This is a genomic window from Pectinatus frisingensis, from assembly GCF_015732285.1.
Lineage (GTDB): Bacteria > Bacillota > Negativicutes > Selenomonadales > Selenomonadaceae > Pectinatus > Pectinatus frisingensis.
On record NZ_WIQU01000065.1, the window covers coordinates 67123 to 85571 of the forward strand.

Consider the following 18449-nt stretch of genomic DNA (forward strand, 5'->3'; position numbering starts at 1 on the left):
GGTAAATCACTTATCCCAAGGCATTCTTATTATAAAATTAACATATTCACCTTATTCATTCTGCCACAACAACAGTAAAATTACAAGGTACATCAAAATTCCATAAAACTTATTCTATGCTAATTCCCGCATTTTGGCTGCCCATTTTATAACCATTAATGTCAAAGGTTACAAATGTAAACCCTAGTTCACTTAATTCCTTATATATTTCAGAACGCAGTTTTTTTGACATTAACTTAGGCATTTCGTCCGGCATGACTTCAATACGTGCTAAATCGCCATGATGGCGCACCCGTAATTGTCCTTCCACATACTTATGAAGAAATTTTTCTGCCTGTTCCACTTGATCAAGACGCTCAGGTGTCAATTTCAACCCATATGATAAACGGGAAGCAAGACATGCCTGGCTTGGTTTATTCCAAACAGGCAGGGCAAACTTCTTAGCTAATGCACGGATCTCTCTTTTCCCCATACCAACTTCTAAATACGGTGATTTCACCATATCTGACAATTCCTCAACAGCTTTCATACCAGGGCGATAATCGCCCTTATCATCTAGATTTGACCCTTCAATTACATACCTAAACCCATTTGCCCTGGCCCAGCTACACATATTAGTAAACCTGAATTTCTTGCAGTAGTAACAACGATATTTGTCATTAGCTGCAATCTCCGGTACACCAACATCATCACTATTCATCAAAATGTGTTTTATTCCTATCATGCCCGCCACCTTAACAGCATCCTGCTTCTCACTATCCTGCAGCAGTGGTGAATCAGCCGTAATGGCCACAGCATTATTCTCCAATGCCAGATAGGCAGCCTGGGTAAGCAATGAACTATCTACCCCACCGGAAAAAGCAATGACTAATTTTCCATAACCACGTAATATATTGATCAATTCATCGAACTTATCCATACAGCACCCCATAACTTACCTTTTATTTTAACCATCCAGATACTTTTATAAAATTCATGCCAGACAATGACTATTATAATTATAAATAATAGTATTTCCACATTTTTAACAACACCTTATGTACTATTATAGCAAAACTCACCTATATTTTATAGAGATTAAAAGTAACCCATTATTTATAGATAATAGCAAAATCAAAAAAGTTTACACGGATTTTACTTTTTCTTAAAAAAAATCAGCTGCATTTATGTTAGCGTAATAAGGGAATTTAAATCCAGCCCTTAAATAGCAGGTGAATATATTGAAAATAAAGCTCCGTTTGACAATAACTTTTGCCATCATTATCTTATTTACCGCTTTTGTCGGTATCTATGCTGGTTTTTGCCTAAAAACAGTTAATAATTATTTACAGACTATGGCCAATTCCAATCTGCCGCGTATGACTGCAATGCAAGAAACTGTGCGTTTAATTGAAGCCTATCACGCAACCACATATAAACTGCTTTGGTATCGAAAAAGCAGCCATTTCTCACAGCAAAATGAAAACTATATCATTAAAGATCTAAATGAATATTCTCAAGAAATAGATGACAAAATAACTAAAATGAAAAATTTCCCCAATGAAAGTCAGTTGGCAAACATCAGTGACATGGCAGCTACCTGGCAAAATTATAAAACAACTACTGCCACGGCAATAATCAACAATAAAATCGATGATTCTGCCGAAAAAGAACTATCCAATACAGGTAGTATTGGCAAATATTACAGTAGTTTATTGACACAGGCAGAAGAATTCAAACAACTTAATGAGGGCTATGTAAACATAGCCGTAAATGACAGCAATATCAAATATAAAGAAGCAATTACTGCCGTAATTGTTTCAGTGCTGCTATCTATACTCGTAACAATAGTCATCGCAGCTTCATTCGGTCGTTATTTTAATAAATTTGTCAATAGTTTTCTTTATGTCAGCAATCAAAATGCTTCCGGTAACCTTCGTGAACATTTAGACATCACCGGTAAAGATGAATTTTCAATGATAGCTGCATCATATAATATCATGTTAAACAAAATATGTATATTAATAAAAAACATACAGCAAATAACGTTAAAAGTATCAGATATTTCCAGCCAGATAACAGTTATTGCCTCCCAATCAGCACAAATGATAAATCAGTTTGTAAACTCTTCCGTAACAACTGCTGGCTCCATCAAAGAACAGACAATCAATGTCACCAACACCGTACAAGTTGTCAATAAGATGGTTAAAAATATGGCTCAAATATCAAATCAAACTGAACAATCGGTGGCTAAAGCAGAAGAATCTGCCCAAATCGCCAATATCGGTGACAATTCCATCAGGCAGACGGTACAGCAAATGTCTTCCATTTCCACCACCAATGAAAAATTAGTCTGTCGAATAAATACTCTCAATGAGAATTTGTCACAAATAGTCAAAATAATCGACACAATAGCCAATATTGCAAAGCAAACCGATCTTTTGGCACTTAATGCAGCGATTGAAGCCACCCATGCCGGTGAATATGGTACCGGCTTTACCGTAGTAGCCAGTGAAATCAGGGATTTAGCCGAACAATCAAAGACAGCTGCCCAGCGAATTGAAAAAATAATACTCTCTATATGTGAAATGACCGATAAAACCACTGAATTAATGATGTTGAACAGCAAAGAAATCAACATTGGCAGTGCTGATGTCAATAATTCAGGAAAATCTTTTCAAAAATTGCTGTCCATAAGCAGCGAAATGTCTTCACAAATAAAACTGATTGCCCAGAACATAACTGAGTTAACCGATTCCTCCCACCATGTGATCAAAAAAGTAAACCATATGCATGAAGAAATAAATGATGTCAATTTACAGGTACAATCCGCTTCAAATTCAATTCAGCAGCAATCATCATCACTGGAAGCAATAAGTTCAGCAAGTAATTCTCTTGCTGCCATAACCGAAGAGCTTACCGACAAAGTAAAACAATTTCAAATCTAATATTTTCTCTACTATTGAATCCCTTCAGCAAACTTTGCAGTATGCAGGTGAATTGCCAATTTATTTGTGCTATACTACCCCTAAGCAATAAAATAATCCAATTAGTGAGAGTGGGGAAACAGTATATGAATAAAAAATTCCTGGCCGCTGTATTTATTTTTGTTTTTTCATTAACAGCTTTTGCTTCAGCAGAACCGCGCTGGCAAAAAATAATAACCACAGATCAATATAGATATTATTTTGATACATTGACTATTTCATATGGTAAAACCGTTCCTAAAAACGAACGAGATGATATAAAAACAGACCGAAACATAATAGATTTTAATGCTCAAAAAATTTATTGGAATCCACAGGATATGGTTAAAACATTACAGCAGATCGATAATCATACAGACTGGTCCACACTTTCCTATTCTGTTGGACACTACCAATATGATAAGAAAAATAAAAAATTATTCCAAGGCAATATTTCATTTTTCGATGCTAACGGTATGTTGATTGGTGCCATCAACCGCAGCATATGGCAGGATATAATTTTAGGCAGTGATGAGGAAAAAATATACAATTATTTAGTAGAATATGCCAAAAAACACAATCAGGAATTAACAACCCGTTCATGAAATTTTTAATAAAAAATGGAGCTGTCGCACAAACGACATCGATCTCATAAAAATGCAATTTATCACCACTTTAACGGTCTTCCGTCCGCATATAAGGGGATATGATATTACAATATTTATGAATGAAAATGTTTGCATACGACAGCCCCATTTTCTTACATATTGACTTTAAATACATTAGTAGCCGATTGTAATTCCTGAGCCATTTGAGCCAGACTCTGACTTGCTGAAGTTATCTCATCCATAGATGCCAGCTGCTGCTGCGCCGCTGCTGAAACCATTTGTGATTCATCAGAATTTGTCTTGCTTATATTGTCAATTGATTTTATTGACATATTAAGTTTTTCACTGTTATCGGCAATCTGTTGCAATGAAGTATGAATATTTTTTATTCCCTTGCTGCTGGTATGGATTAAATCGGCTATCGATTTCAAACTATTGCCCACAATCCCAACACTTGCCACACCATCTTTTACCTTTTCGTTCCCGGTCATCATGGCCTGTACAGCCGATTCAGTGTCTTTTTGAACCATATTGATTTCTTCAGCAATTTTCTGTGCTGCCTGCTGCACTTCTTCTGCCAGCTTACGTACTTCTTCAGCAACTACAGCAAATCCCCGCCCCTGTTCTCCAGCGCGAGCTGCTTCAATAGCGGCATTTAACGCCAATAAATTAGTTTGTGATGCTATACCTGAAATAGTATCGGTTATCTGACCAATATGTTTTGATTGTTCACCAAGTTTTACTATTACACTGGTTGAATTTTGTACAGCTTTTTCTATTTCTTCCATATTCCTAACCATAGAATCAACATCACGGCTGCCTTTATCAGCATGTTCTGCTACTTGAGTAGATTCATTCGCAACCTCAACACTATTGTTTACAATTTCCTCAATTGTTTTATTTACATGAGCAACTGTAGCAGCCACTTCATTGGTAGACTCGGTCTGCCTATTGGTTCCATCAGCGACTTTTGTTATCGATACTGCCACCTGGTTAGCCGCCTGCGTAGTTTGGGCCGCACTTGCTGTAAGCTCTTCGCTTGACGCTGCTATAGTATCGGATTTTTCTTGAACCTTTTTAATCAAAGAATACAGTTCATTACGCATCTTATTAAAATCTTTTCCCAAAATAGCTATTTCATCATGTCCGGTTATCTCTATTTTTTGAGTAAAATCACCTGCAGCTATTTTTTCTACATGTCCGGATAATACCTGTAATGGCAAGGTTATACGCTTAGCGACCATCCGTGTTACTACCAATACTATCAACAAAGCCAATACTGTGCCAATAATAAATATCCATCTGAGTGCAATAAGTGGTGCATAAATTACAGCTGTAGGTATATTTACTCCTAACAGCCATTTTGTCGCAGGTATCTTTTCATATACCAACAAATTTTCTTGTCCATTCATAGAGTATGTAACAATACCACTATTTTGGTTATCGATATTCGCATTACCAAGAGCTGTATTAAGCGGTGCTAATTCGTCAACTTGTTTGATGTCTTTATCTACAAAATCTTTGTTCGGATAAGCCATTATTGTACCCTTATCATTGAGCAAAAAAGCATTGCTGTCCTCAAACGGATGTATTTCGCTGACGTTTTTCAGTAACGTATCAATTAACACGTCTTCCGACAAAACACCATTTACTTGTCCTGCATTATTTTTTATCGGCATGCTTATCGATATGGCAATTTTTTTAGTAATTGCATCTGAGTAGGGTTCACTAAATGTCAGATTTCCCGCTGTCATCGCATCTTTATACCATGAACGAGTACGCGCATCAAAACCAGCCGGCGGTGTCCATCCCGAGCCATCAATTATTGCCCCATCCGCCGCCGTACCAAAATAAAAATCGCTAATATCCTCATCTGCTTCCTTAATTCCGCTTACCATTGGAAATGTCACCGACTCGTTACCAGTCAATTGATGTATTGTTGCTGCTTTTGTCCTTAATATCGCAGCTTTGTTAGTCAGCCAACCATTAAGCTTGTTACTATAAGAATCCATCGTTGCTGCTGCTTTTCCTTCTATCTGATTTTTTAAAGCCCGTTCGGCATAAAAATATGCCACACAAGAAATTACTACTATAATTGCAGTCATCAACACAGAAAATATAACCGTTAATTTTTTTTCTAGATTCATCATTCGTCTCCACCAATCCATTGTAATAAAAAGACTCGGACATATTCGTCCAAGTCTTCATTGACAGAACATAAATTTCATTTCTATAAATTAGGATAATACATAAAATATAACTTGTCCATAAAAACATCTAATTTTATGACAAATTTTATTGTTTTTAGATAAAAATAATAATAAAAGTATCTATATTACATCTATTTACCTTACAATAACAATCAATATTATTTCTTATTAATCATCTCTTGTGCTAATCGCTGACCAAAAGCCCTGCATAATTGTTTATCATCTTTATTCGGAGTGCCATGTACGATAATTCCTTTTCCCTCAAACAGAACCGCCTTATCATCATTTATCCGATGCTGCCATGTACGCATCCATTCACCATCTCCCCAATCGTATGACCCGAATAAGGCTATTATTTTCCCTGTGAGATGCATTTCCAGCTCAGTAAAAACCGGTTCAAACTCATCTTGTTCCAATTCTTCTACACCCATGGCAGGACAGCCAAAAGCTATTTTTTCAAATTCTACCACACGTTCTGTCGGAAAATCAGCCGCCGAAAAAATTTCAACTACTTCCCCGGTTCGATTAATCCCATCAGCTATAGCATCAGCCATTTGTTTTGTATTTCCGGATGCGCTCCAATAAACAATTGCAATTTTTCCCATTTATACCATTCCCTTCTTAAACAGCCTTCTCCATAATATCTGTAAGGCTTTGTCCCGCAGCAATACAAGAACAAAACCGTTTACAACACTTAGCATATTGAAAAAATAATTTTTCAGCTTCATCAATATTGGAATAAACTTTCCACTGTCCGCTATATTTAAAATTCTGCCCATTGTTTTTAATAAATCCCTGTACATCTTGTAACGGATAGTTCAAAAAAAGACCTATCTCATGCGGAAATCCTTTTTGTAAATGCATACGTATTTTTAAATAATGCAGACATCGCGCTACATTACCAAAACCTTGATAGCCGTAATTAATTAAAAATTTTTGATTTTCCTTTTCCATCAATATTTTATGTAGTATCTCTTTATTGTAAATAAAAACCAAATAATAATTCAATGACTCAGATAATGTAAACATATATATATTATTGCATTTAAGGCAATTCCTATATTTTTTTTGAACCTGTGTAAAATTATGTACTTTATTTTTATTGATCGAAATCAAACTTCCCGACTTAATACCAGCCAGTGTCGGTGCACAATGAAATGATAACAGCATTTCAAAATCCTTTAATGGTTCCACTTAACCGCCTCCATATTGAAAATCATTATCAACTATACTTGAATTATATTATAATTGATAATAGTTTTCAATATATTTTTCTGTAACAATAAATATTTCTTCATGATATATGTTCAAAATAATATTACCCGTACTGTTGCCTTCTCATTATCTGTTAATAACTGAATAAATATGTGTATAAACTTGCTATAATATTATTAGTATTTGTATAAATCATTCAAAAATTATACTCAAAATTTTTCCTTATTTCTATTTAATTATAATTTAATGTCAATTTAGTTATCCACATTTTTAGTCACAGCCTGTGACTAAAATATATTAACTTCATTTCTTTTTGCTAAAATACCGCAAAATTACTAATTTATTTGCTAAGACACTTTATCAACAATCATCTTTTTTTTAACATAATACTGTGTATAAATTACGATAAAAATAATCATATTCAAAATCAATCTTATTTTATAATCATCACATAAATAAACTGTAACCTAATAACATTACTTAATTTATAATAGCTATAGCTTTTGTCATATTAAAACATTATTAATAATATATTATAATAATAAAGACTAATATACTGAAAATATAACTGTTAATAACTTTTTTTAGTTGTTGATAATCTAAAATCATATTTTCTTGATACAAATAATATTAGTTATTTATTACTATAAGTAATTATAAAAAAACAAATATTTGCGTTTAAAATTGAAAATCGTTGAATTTTTAATTATAAGTGATAAAAATCTATTATTTTGGCAAAATATAAGCATTTATTTTTTTTATATTATTGTTATAATAAATAGTGTTAAAAGAAAGGCAGTACATATCTGCTGGATAATATTACATATAATTGGAGGAATATTTATTATGAAAAAATGGGTTTGCAGCGTTTGCGGTTACGTTTATGAAGGAGAAAAACCCCCTGAACAATGTCCTATCTGCAAAGCACCTGCTTCTAAATTTATTGAACAAGCCGGGGAATTAGTCTTTGCTGACGAACATCGTGTTGGTATTGCCAAAGGCGTTGACGAACGTATACTGGAAGGATTACGTCAAAACTTTAACGGTGAATGCTCTGAAGTTGGCATGTACTTGGCAATGAGCCGTGTAGCTGAACGTGAAGGCTATCCGGAAATCGCTGAAACTTATAAACGTTATGGTCTTGAAGAAGCCGAACATGCTTCCAAATTTGCAGAACTTCTGGGTGAAGTCGTTACTGACAGCACTAAGAAAAATCTTGAAATGCGTGTCGCAGCTGAACATGGAGCTTGTCAAGGTAAGCTTGATCTTGCCAAATTAGCCAAGGAATTAAACCTTGATGCTATTCATGACACTGTTCATGAAATGGCTAAAGACGAAGCCCGTCATGGCTGTGGTTTCAATGGTTTACTTAAACGTTATTTTAACAAATAATTTTCTCCCCTTGAAATAAATTTTCCCCTTTATCTTCATCTAAATAAAAGCTATAAAAAACCACATGCATTTTACCTGCATGTGGTTTTTTATGGCTTTTTATAAATCCTTTTCAATTATCATTACATAAACCGGCTTATTAATATTCCCCCGCCAACTAACCAGCAATATACAGCAAACGGAAACATTGCTGTATATTCATTTTTATGAAACCATTTTGTCATCAACCAAACTGATAAAAAAGCCATTACAGCCGATATTACACCACCAGCAATAGATATTGACAGCGTATTTGTAATGTTGCTTTCCACAAGATGAGGAATTTCCACTACAGCAGCCCCTAAAATTATTGGTGCGGCCAAAAGCATTGAAAATCGCAATGATTCACTATGCTTCAACCCGGCAATAAATCCACCTGTTATTGTTGCACCGGAACGGGAAAAACCAGGTATAAAAGCTATGCATTGACATATTCCAATAAAAAATGCTTCCTTAAACGTCATTTCATTAAGAGTTTTTGTACCTCTTTTACGGAATTTCTCTCCGGCATATAATAAAAAACCATTCATAATGAGAAAAAATGAAGCATTTGTCACGTTGCTAAACATGAACCGCAATATTTTTTCAAACGAAAAACCAATGATTACCGCCGGAATGCTTCCTACTATTATTAAATACAGTAATCTATTATCATGATATTTATGATGATAAAGCTTATTTAGAATATCCTTCCATTCATTATTAAAAAACAAGAACAACGAAAGTGCCGTCCCTAAATGCAGCATCACCATAAACGGCAAAAAGTTCTGTTTCAAAAATTCTTCATTTAAATTCCACCCAAACACATAAGGTGTTAATACGCTATGTGCCAAACTGCTTATAGGAAATAATTCCGTGATTCCCTGGACTATCGCTAAAATAAAGGTTTGTAAAAGGTTCAATTTAAGACTCCTTTTGAAAATTTATTTATTATATTTTACCTTCTTTATATGAAAATTATATGAAAATAGACTAATTAATTTTGTTGAACAAATTGACTATAATATAATTGTGAATATTTTCCATTCATATTTAATAATTCATCATGTGTCCCGCACTCAACTATATGACCTTTATCCATAACTATAATTTCATCGGCCTCACGAATTGTCGATAAACGATGAGCAATAACAAAACTCGTCCGGCCTCGCATCATTTTTACAAAAGCTTTTTGTATACGCAATTCTGTACGTGTATCAATATTACTCGTCGCTTCATCTAAAATCAACATTGGCGGATCAATAAGCATAATCCGCGCTATCGTTAAAAGCTGCTTTTGCCCCTGTGACAAATTAGCACCGGCATCCGTAATAAAAGTACTATATCCATTAGGTAAGCGACGAATAAAACTATGTGCATCAGATGCCTTAGCAGCCTCTATTATCCGTTTATTATCAGCGTCAGGCATACCATAAGCTATATTTTCCCGTATTGTGCCAGTAAACAGCCATGTATCCTGCAAAACCATACCGAAATTATGACGCAGTTCATCTCTGGGCATAGTTGTTATATCCACATTATCGATTAATATTCTACCTTTATTTAGTTCATAAAATCGCATCAACAAGTTTACTAAAGTAGTCTTACCGGCTCCGGTATGTCCAACAATTGCTATTCGTTTGCCTGGGGATACATTCAAATTAAAATCATTTATTAATGGCTGTTTAACATTATAAGAAAAACTTACATGATCAAAAGTCACCTGTCCATTAAAAATTCGCATTGACTTACTATATGCCCTGTCTTCTTCTTCATGTAAATCTAAAATATAAAATATTCGTTTGGCCGATGCGGCAGCACTTTGTAATTGAGTGAATACTGCCGTAATATCATTGAATGGTTTAGCAAATAAACTAGAGTAAATCAAAAAACTGGCGATATCCCCCACAGTTATTTGTCCAATGATAGCCAAAACACTGCCAATAACACCTATAATCGTATACGTTATATTATTAACCAATCGGGTCGACGGATTGGTTAATGAACCAAAAAATTGTGCCCGTACACCCTTTTCATATAAATGTTGGTTTAATTTGGCAAATTTATCCAAAGATTTCTTTTCATAAACAAAGGCCTTTATTATATACTGTCCGGCAATAGCTTCTTCAGCATAACCATTCAGCAGTCCTAAATAACGGGCCTGTTCTTTGAATAAACTTTGCGTTTTCTTCGTTATGAACCTTGCCATGAAATACGTGCCCATAGCCGAAAAAACTACGACAATCGTCATTTTAGGACTAATATATACCATAAATCCCACTGCACCAAATATAGTGACAATACCTGTCAGCATATTTGCCATTCCCTGTACCATCCCATCAGAAACAGCATCAACATCATTTACAAAACGACTTACTATATCACCATGTGAATTTTTATCATAAAAACTTATCGGCAGCCTATTTATCTTGGAAAAAATCTGATGACGCAGTCTATTAGCTGTTCGATAAGATATTGCATTAGTAAAATAAGTAAGTGTCCAAGTAAAAAAACTATTTAAAAAGTATATTATCAATAACAGTTTCAATATCGAAAAAACAATTGAAAATTCAACAGTCCCCGTACCAACCATTGCATCAATGGCACGGCCTATGTATAATGGCCCCAGCAGGCTGGCAATAACGCTTATTACAGCCGACAACAAAGAAAATAGAAAATATTTTTTATAATAGCCAACATAAGCTACACAACGCTTTATTGCAACAGAATTTAATCTATTCATGCATATGCCTCCTCAGAAGAAAGCTGGGATAGGCAAATTTCACGATAAACAGGACATTGCTGCATGAGTTCGGCATGTTTTCCACATCCGGTTAAAGTTCCATCATCAAACACTAATATTTTATCAGCATATTTTATTGAACTGGCTCGCTGCGACACTATAAATACTGTTGTGTTCTGATAATTCTTTCTTATTTCCGATCGTACAGCAGCATCTGTAGCAAAATCAAGTGCACTCGTTGAATCATCAAGAATAAGTATTTCCGGATTACCTGCCAAAGCCCGGGCAATGGTCAGTCTTTGTTTCTGTCCACCAGAAAAATTCATTCCGCCTCGTTCTACCATAGTTTTCAACCCCAACGGCAATTCATCAATAAATTCTGCGGCTTGAGCTGTGCGAATGATTTCAGACAATTTCTCATCCGTTATATTTTCATTGCCCCAGCGCAGGTTATCTTCAATAGTTCCTGTAAAAAGCACTGCTTTTTGCGGTACAATACCAAATTTTTTACGCAATTTATATAATGGCCATTTACGTACATCACGGCCTTCAATAAAAATCTGCCCTTCAGAAACATCATAAAAACGCGGCAATAAATTAACAAATGTGGATTTACCTGAACCGGTGCTGCCTATAATACCGACTGTTTCACCACATTTTATCGTCACATTTATATTGGATAAAGCCATATCACCTGTACTGCTATATTTAAAAAACATATTCTTTATTTCAATAAAATCACAATTTTTGATTATTGAATCTTTTTCTGGTAACCCGTTATCCGTCTTTGGTAAAGATGATACTGCATCAAGAACCTGGCATACCCGTTTTGACGAAGCAAAAGCCTTAGTAAAAATCACCACTAAATTAGAAATAACAATCAACGCCAATAAAATCTGCGTAACATAATTGGCAAACGCGATAATTTCACCCTTAGCCAGATTACCGGTATCAATATGATAACTTCCTATCCATAATATCAGTATTATTACCATATTCATAACAAATGTTGTCAAAGGATTTAAAAGAGCTGAAACCTTACCGATGGAAAGAGCATTATCCATCAAGTCATCATTTGTTTTGTAAAACCTTTTTTTCTCTCGTTTGACATTGGAAAAAGCTCTTATTACCCGCACACCTGCTAAATTTTCTCTTATTACCGATGCTGTACGATCCAATTTTTTCTGATAAGAACTATAAAGAACAGATGATTTTTTTACCACATAATAAAGAATTGCCGCAAATATGGGTGCTGCACCCCAAAGTAATAGAGATAATCGCAGATCCAGCAGCATCGACATTACTATTGCACCAATGCAGATAAAAGGCGTTCTTACCACCAGCCTGATCATCATCGCCACTGCCAGCTGCAGTTGATTAATGTCATTGGTAATTCTATTTATCAACGATGCCGTACCAAATCCATCAATCTCGGCATTAGACAGTGATTGAATGTGATTGAACACCGTATTTCGCAGGGTAGTCCCAAACCCCTGCGAAGCACGTGCAGCAAAATATTGACATACCATAGAACAGCAAAAACCCAAAACGGCCATTCCCAGCATCCATTCTCCCATATGAAGTACATATATAAGATCATGTTTGGCCACGCCATTATTTATAACAAACACCATCATTGTCGGCAGCATAAGTTCTAATATGGCTTCAAACAACTTGAAAATAGGACCCACAATACATTCCTTTTTATACGCTTTAAGAAAAACTGCCAATTTAAACACATCATCAGATCCTTAATCATTAATATATTGCCAATATCATCTTTTATTAGTATGATTATATCATTAGTTAATCCATATTAAAAATATTTGTTTTATCTGTATTTTATACTTTAAAAGTATGGGAGAAAAAATGGATATACGACAATTGAACTATTTTCTTACAATAGTCGAAGAAGGACAAATTACAGCTGCCGCAAAAAAACTCTGCATGTCCCAGCCACCTTTAAGCCATCAAATAAAACTTCTAGAAAATGAATTAGGCGTCAAACTTTTTAAAAGAGGACCTCGGCAAATTACTTTAACTGATGCCGGTAAAATCCTGGCAGCCCGTTCCAGACAAATACTTGATCTCACTGATTCCACGATAAAAGAAATTGATGATTTCAAACATGGCTTCCGTGGAACACTCACCATTGGAACAGTATCTTCATCTGGTAATATTCTTCTTAATAAAGGTATGACACGATTTCATCAGGAATATAACGATGTAAAATTCGAAATACATGAAGGAAATACTTACACTCTCATTGATCTTCTAATGAAAGGAATAATAGAAGTAGGCATCGTTCGCACGCCATTCAAAAATTCTCTGTTCAACTGCAAATATTCCACCGCAGAACCCATGGCTGCTGTCATGAATAAAAACTATGATTGGAATAATAATTCAGCAAACATTACTATTGATGAATTAAAAAATCGACCATTAATAATTTACCGTCGTTTCGAAAAACTCATCAATGATACTTGTGAAAAATATGGTTTTAAACCATTGATTTTTTGCAAAAACGACGATGCACGGACGAGCATACTCTGGGCTAACGCCGGACATGGCATAGCTATTGTACCTCATTCTGCTGTTACCCTGGCTGCACATGAAAACCTACGGATAAAAATTATCAAAGAAAAAAGTTTAACTACACAAATAACCGCTATTTGGATGAAAGATAGATATTTATCTCTTTTAGCCGAAAAATTCATTGAATATTTTACCGCATCATAATACAATCTCTCCGTTGCTACTCGTCAATCATCCTTAATTTATGTTATTATATTATTATATTAAATAAAAATTTCTTATGGATGAGAGAGATTATCATGGTTGATAAAATAAAAGCTGTCTTGGACAAAGTCTTAAGCGTTGAATTAAGCCGTAATAATGAGAGTATATTTTATAAGGCAAATATCAAACTCATTATGAATAGTGAGATTGACTTTAGTCTGTCAGAAGAATATGACAAAACCAGCCTTCATTTCCAAAAAGATGACGACATCACTGTAAAATTGAAAACTGAAGAATGCTGCTATGTATTTCAGGAAAAGTGCACTTATATAAAAAACGGACACTTAATTACGCTGAGTGTCCGTTCACCTCGCAGACTGCTGCGAGAACAAAACAGAAAATTTGTCAGGGCATCATTGGAACGCCCAATAACTATTTTTACAGTTGAAAAAAATGAAAAAAAGACAATCGCCGAACTTACTGCCAATAATTTTTCCATCCAGATAAATACCTTTAAAACTATTGATATAAGCGGCGGTGGCCTGGCTTTTTACAGCAATTCCTATATAAAACCGGGAGCTTATATCATTATCAATCTTGATTTCATTTCTTTGGATAACGACAAATGCAGACAAAAAGCCAAAGTCATGCGTTGTTCAAAAGTAAAAAATTCCAAGGATCTATACTCTATTGGAACAGAATTCATCGATATTGCTTTTCCAGTCAGGGAAAAGATCAATCGTTTCGTTTTCGCTCAAATAAGAAAAAATGCTAAGAAAAAAGCAGAGCAAAAAACCTGATTATCCTAAAAGATTTTAAATCATCAATATATAAGTTTTATATCTTTCTTTTTTAAAAAATCTACCCATTTATCCGAAGGTTCCACATCGGTCACCAAATAATCTATTTGTTTAAAATCAAGTGTTTTAGCAAAACCGTTATTATCAAATTTTGAATGGTCGGCAAGCAGAATCGTTATTCTGGCTTGTTCGACCATTTTATTTTTTACCACACTTTCTGCTTCATTAGATTCAGTAATTCCCTGCTGCATTGATATTCCCTTGCAGCCAATAAGCGCAATGTCAACACAATACTTATTAAGTATATCTATTGCATCTGCACCGGTCAAAGAATAAGAATGATTACGCAAAGTACCCCCGCAGGCAATCACTTTGGCGCTGCTATGAATCAATGTATAAACTATTTTTATCGAATTAGTTATCCACGTTATATCTTTTTCATTTTTTAACAGCTCCACTACTTCCAAACAAGTAGTACTGGCATCTACCATTATAGAATCCTTTTCATTGATAAGAACACTGGCTTTTTGCGCGATCCTCTGTTTTTCACCAAGATTAAGATTTATCCGTTTTGAAAAAGAAATATCATCATAAGTATGCTCATTTAGTACCGCACCACCATAACTACGATGTAAGAATTTTTGTTTTTCCAATTTTTCCAAATCACGTCTTACAGTTTCTTCTGTTACGTTAAATATGCCTGCTAATTCATTAACATATACTTTCCGTTCTTGTTGTATTTTACTAAGTATCTTTTGACGGCGTTCTATCCCTAACATATTATACTCCTCATTTCATATGATAAATCAAACAAAAAACAACATCAAAAATACAATGAATATAGCTTTAAACAATTTATTTCATTATACATCATTATATAATGCGCCACAAATACTGAATCATTAGATAAAATACATTTTCAAATAAAAAAGAAGAAAAAACAACATAAATATATTGACAAATAGTTATTTTAATATTAATATTTAATCAATAAAGAAAATCAAACAAAATAACAGATAATATTACTATTAAATTATTTCAAATTATGTGAAAATATTAATTTTATTAAATAAACAAACGGAATGAGGTATTATTAGTGAAATCATACTATTTGGCTATTGATATTGGTGCTTCCAGCGGCCGCCATATTCTGGGCTGGATGGATAATGACAAATTACGCATAGAAGAAATTTATCGTTTTGAAAACCATCTAAAAAATAAAAACGGTCATCTTTGCTGGGATTTAGAAAAATTATTCAATGAAGTTTTGACCGGCATAAAAAAATGCGGCGAACTCAATCGAATACCTAAAAGCATCGGCATTGACACCTGGGGTGTAGATTTTATTCTTTTGGACAAAAATAAATCCATGCTGGGTGATGCCGTTGCTTATCGCGACAGCAGAACTGACGGCATGGACAATCAAGTATATAAAATAATAAGTGAACAAGAATTATATAAACGCAGCGGTATACAAAAAATGATGATAAATACAATCTATCATTTATATTATATTAAATTAAACCAATCATCAATTTTAAAAAAGGCCGAACATTTTTTAATGATCCCGGAATATTTGAATTATCTTTTAACAGGACAAATAAAAAATGAATATACCAATGCAACAACAACCCAACTTGTTAATGCCAATAAACGAGACTGGGATTGGAAAATGATTGATATGCTGGGATTCCCTAAAAAAATTTTTGGCAAGCTCCATTTACCAAAAGAATCTGTTGGCATGTTCAAAGACAATATTGCTAAACTTATTGGATTTAACAGCGAAGTTGTCCTGCCGGCCACTCATGATACCGGTTCAGCCGTTATATCTGTTCCCACTAATAACGATCAATCAATTTATATAAGTTCTGGTACATGGTCATTAATGGGAATTGAACGTCTTATTCCTGATTGCACAGAAAAAAGCCGCCTGCTGAATTTCACTAATGAAGGTGGTTATCATTACCGCTATCGCTATCTTAAAAATATCATGGGATTATGGATGATGCAGTCAATAAGGAAAGAATTTCAACATAAATATACCTATGAAGAACTTTTTACATTAGCATATATCGGTCGTTATTTTAAATCTATAATAGATGTCAATGACACTTCTTTTCTGGCACCTGAAAGTATGATCAAAGCAGTCAGCAATTATTGCCACAGAACCAATCAACCAGAGCCACAAACACAGTGTGAATTATTATTTTGTATTTACAACAGTCTGGCTAAATACTATGGCACTGTAGTTAAGCAAATCGAAGATATTACCAATAATTCCTATAAATCTATATATGTTGTCGGTGGAGGCTGCCAGGATAGATTTTTAAATCGTCTTACAGCTCATTATACGAAAAAAAACATTTATGCAGGTCCTATAGAAGCTACAGCAATTGGTAATATTACCGTTCAAATGCTCAAAACAAAAGAATTTTCTGATTTACCTCAGGCTCGCATGATAATAGCGCGTTCCTTTGAAGTAAAGAAAGTAAATAATGATGAATTTTCTTTTGAAAATTAATAACCAGGAGAGTGTATAAAATGACAAATTTTGATGCAGCAAAAGAAACTTATGGACAAATTGGTGTTGATGCAGACAAGGCTATAGATACTTTAAAAAAAGTACGCATATCCATGCACTGCTGGCAGGGAGATGATGTTCTCGGTTTTGATTCTACGCAACTTACCGGAGGAATATCAGCTACCGGTAATTATCCCGGCAGAGCCCGCAATCCTGAAGAATTAATGAGTGATATCAAAGAAGCTTTATCACTTATTCCCGGCAACCACAAACTAAATCTCCATGCTTCTTATGCCATAACTGACGAAAAAATTGATCGTGACAAATTAGAACCGAAGCATTTTGCAGCCTGGGTAGATTTTGCCAAAGAAAACCATCTTGGGCTGGATTTTAACCCCACATTATTTTCCCATCCTAAAGCATCTGACAATCTTACATTGTCAAATCCTGACAAATCTATTCGTGATTTTTGGATAGAACATTGTAAAGCCAGCCGTAAAATTGCTGCATATTTTGGCAAAGAATTATCAATGCCGTCATTAAACAATATCTGGATTCCTGATGGTTATAAAGACATACCGGCCGACAGAATGGGGCCACGCAGTCGTTTGAAAAATTCTTTAGATGAAATATTTAAACTTTATTATGATGAAAAATATATGGTCGATAGTATTGAAGGTAAGGTATTTGGTATTGGTGTAGAATCCTATACTGTAGGTTCACATGAATTCTACATGAACTATGCTGCACAAAATAATAAAATTTGCCTGCTCGATACCGGTCATTTCCATCCTACTGAAACCGTATCCGATAAAATTTCCACAATGCTTCTCTTCAATAAATACTTGGCTTTACATGTCAGCCGACCGGTACGCTGGGACAGTGACCACGTTATTTTATTTGATGACGAATTAAAAGAAATAGCTAAGGAATTAGTCCGCTGCGATGCTCTCGGCAGAACATTTATTGGCCTTGATTTCTTTGATGCCAGCATTAATCGTATCGCTGCCTGGGTCATAGGAATGCGCAACATAGAAAAAGCACTTTTATTTGCTCTTTTAATGCCGCATAAAACTTTGAAAAAAATGCAGGATGAAAGTAATTTTACAGAACTTATGGCCTCAATGGAAGAAATCAAAACCTATCCATTTGGTGATGTTTGGGATCATTATTGTAAAATACAAAATGTTCCCCAGAAAAAATCCTGGTTTAAAGAAATAAAACGTTACGAAAATGATATTCTTTCCCATCGCTGATC

Annotated in this window: 15 protein-coding genes; 7 read left to right on the forward strand and 8 right to left on the reverse strand. The window is 34.5% G+C overall.

What is annotated here, in order from left to right:
* Positions 1-109: 109 nt before the first annotated feature.
* Entirely contained in the window at positions 110-919 is an 810-nt protein-coding gene (gene larE, locus I6751_RS12035) for an ATP-dependent sacrificial sulfur transferase LarE (RefSeq protein WP_196590922.1), read from the reverse strand.
* 301 nt (positions 920-1220) lie between these two features.
* On the opposite strand from larE, the gene I6751_RS12040 reads away from it, so the two are divergent.
* Together I6751_RS12040 and I6751_RS12045 are read left to right on the forward strand one after the other, a co-directional pair.
* Positions 1221-2927 (forward strand): methyl-accepting chemotaxis protein, encoded by a 1707-nt coding sequence (locus tag I6751_RS12040; RefSeq protein WP_196590921.1) that lies wholly within the window; start codon positions 1221-1223, stop codon positions 2925-2927.
* A 125-nt stretch (positions 2928-3052) separates the two neighbouring features.
* A complete protein-coding gene (locus I6751_RS12045) occupies positions 3053-3550 on the forward strand; it encodes a hypothetical protein (protein WP_196590920.1) in 498 nt (165 codons plus the stop codon).
* A 155-nt stretch (positions 3551-3705) separates the two neighbouring features.
* On the opposite strand, the gene I6751_RS12050 is transcribed toward I6751_RS12045, so the two are convergent.
* The 3 genes from I6751_RS12050 to I6751_RS12060 all read right to left on the reverse strand — a co-directional run bounded on the left by I6751_RS12050 (position 3706) and on the right by I6751_RS12060 (position 6957).
* On the reverse strand, positions 3706-5703 hold the full coding sequence (locus I6751_RS12050; protein WP_231037856.1) for a methyl-accepting chemotaxis protein: 1998 nt from the start codon (positions 5701-5703) through the stop codon (positions 3706-3708).
* Between the two features lie 218 nt (positions 5704-5921).
* On the reverse strand, positions 5922-6368 hold the full coding sequence (locus I6751_RS12055) for a flavodoxin (RefSeq protein ID WP_196590919.1): 447 nt from the start codon (positions 6366-6368) through the stop codon (positions 5922-5924).
* Between the two features lie 16 nt (positions 6369-6384).
* Complete coding sequence (locus I6751_RS12060) at positions 6385-6957, reverse strand: DUF3793 family protein (protein ID WP_330998131.1); 573 nt, start codon at positions 6955-6957, stop codon at positions 6385-6387.
* 867 nt (positions 6958-7824) lie between these two features.
* Here I6751_RS12060 and I6751_RS12065 point away from each other — a divergent pair.
* Complete coding sequence (locus tag I6751_RS12065) at positions 7825-8370, forward strand: NADH peroxidase (protein ID WP_196590918.1); 546 nt, start codon at positions 7825-7827, stop codon at positions 8368-8370.
* Positions 8371-8492: 122 nt separating this feature from the next.
* On the opposite strand, the gene I6751_RS12070 is transcribed toward I6751_RS12065, so the two are convergent.
* From I6751_RS12070 to I6751_RS12080, 3 genes are all read right to left on the reverse strand, one after another.
* Positions 8493-9311, reverse strand: coding sequence for an undecaprenyl-diphosphate phosphatase (locus I6751_RS12070; RefSeq protein ID WP_182187423.1), 819 nt, complete (start codon positions 9309-9311; stop codon positions 8493-8495).
* A gap of 74 nt (positions 9312-9385) precedes the next feature.
* Positions 9386-11131 carry an ABC transporter ATP-binding protein gene (locus I6751_RS12075; RefSeq protein ID WP_182187422.1) on the reverse strand — a complete coding sequence of 582 codons (1746 nt, stop codon included), beginning with the start codon at positions 11129-11131 and terminating at the stop codon, positions 9386-9388.
* Positions 11128-12870: an ABC transporter ATP-binding protein gene (locus I6751_RS12080; protein WP_196590917.1), complete on the reverse strand. Its 1743-nt coding sequence runs from the start codon at positions 12868-12870 to the stop codon at positions 11128-11130. The genes I6751_RS12075 and I6751_RS12080 overlap by 4 nt, the downstream gene beginning before the upstream one ends.
* A gap of 130 nt (positions 12871-13000) precedes the next feature.
* Here I6751_RS12080 and I6751_RS12085 point away from each other — a divergent pair, with 130 nt between their 5' ends.
* Both I6751_RS12085 and I6751_RS12090 read left to right on the forward strand, forming a co-directional pair.
* Positions 13001-13870, forward strand: a complete 870-nt coding sequence (locus tag I6751_RS12085; RefSeq protein ID WP_196590916.1) for a LysR family transcriptional regulator — start codon at positions 13001-13003, stop codon at positions 13868-13870.
* A gap of 95 nt (positions 13871-13965) precedes the next feature.
* Positions 13966-14670, forward strand: a complete 705-nt coding sequence (locus I6751_RS12090; protein WP_196590915.1) for a flagellar brake protein — start codon at positions 13966-13968, stop codon at positions 14668-14670.
* Between the two features lie 23 nt (positions 14671-14693).
* Here the strand turns inward: I6751_RS12090 and I6751_RS12095 are convergent, their stop codons facing one another.
* Complete coding sequence (locus I6751_RS12095; RefSeq protein WP_182187418.1) at positions 14694-15449, reverse strand: DeoR/GlpR family DNA-binding transcription regulator; 756 nt, start codon at positions 15447-15449, stop codon at positions 14694-14696.
* Positions 15450-15766: 317 nt separating this feature from the next.
* On the opposite strand from I6751_RS12095, the gene rhaB reads away from it, so the two are divergent.
* Together rhaB and I6751_RS12105 are read left to right on the forward strand one after the other, a co-directional pair.
* A complete protein-coding gene (gene rhaB / locus I6751_RS12100; protein ID WP_196590914.1) occupies positions 15767-17191 on the forward strand; it encodes a rhamnulokinase in 1425 nt (474 codons plus the stop codon).
* A gap of 20 nt (positions 17192-17211) precedes the next feature.
* Positions 17212-18447, forward strand: coding sequence for an L-rhamnose isomerase (locus tag I6751_RS12105; protein WP_196590913.1), 1236 nt, complete (start codon positions 17212-17214; stop codon positions 18445-18447).
* Positions 18448-18449 lie beyond the last annotated feature (2 nt).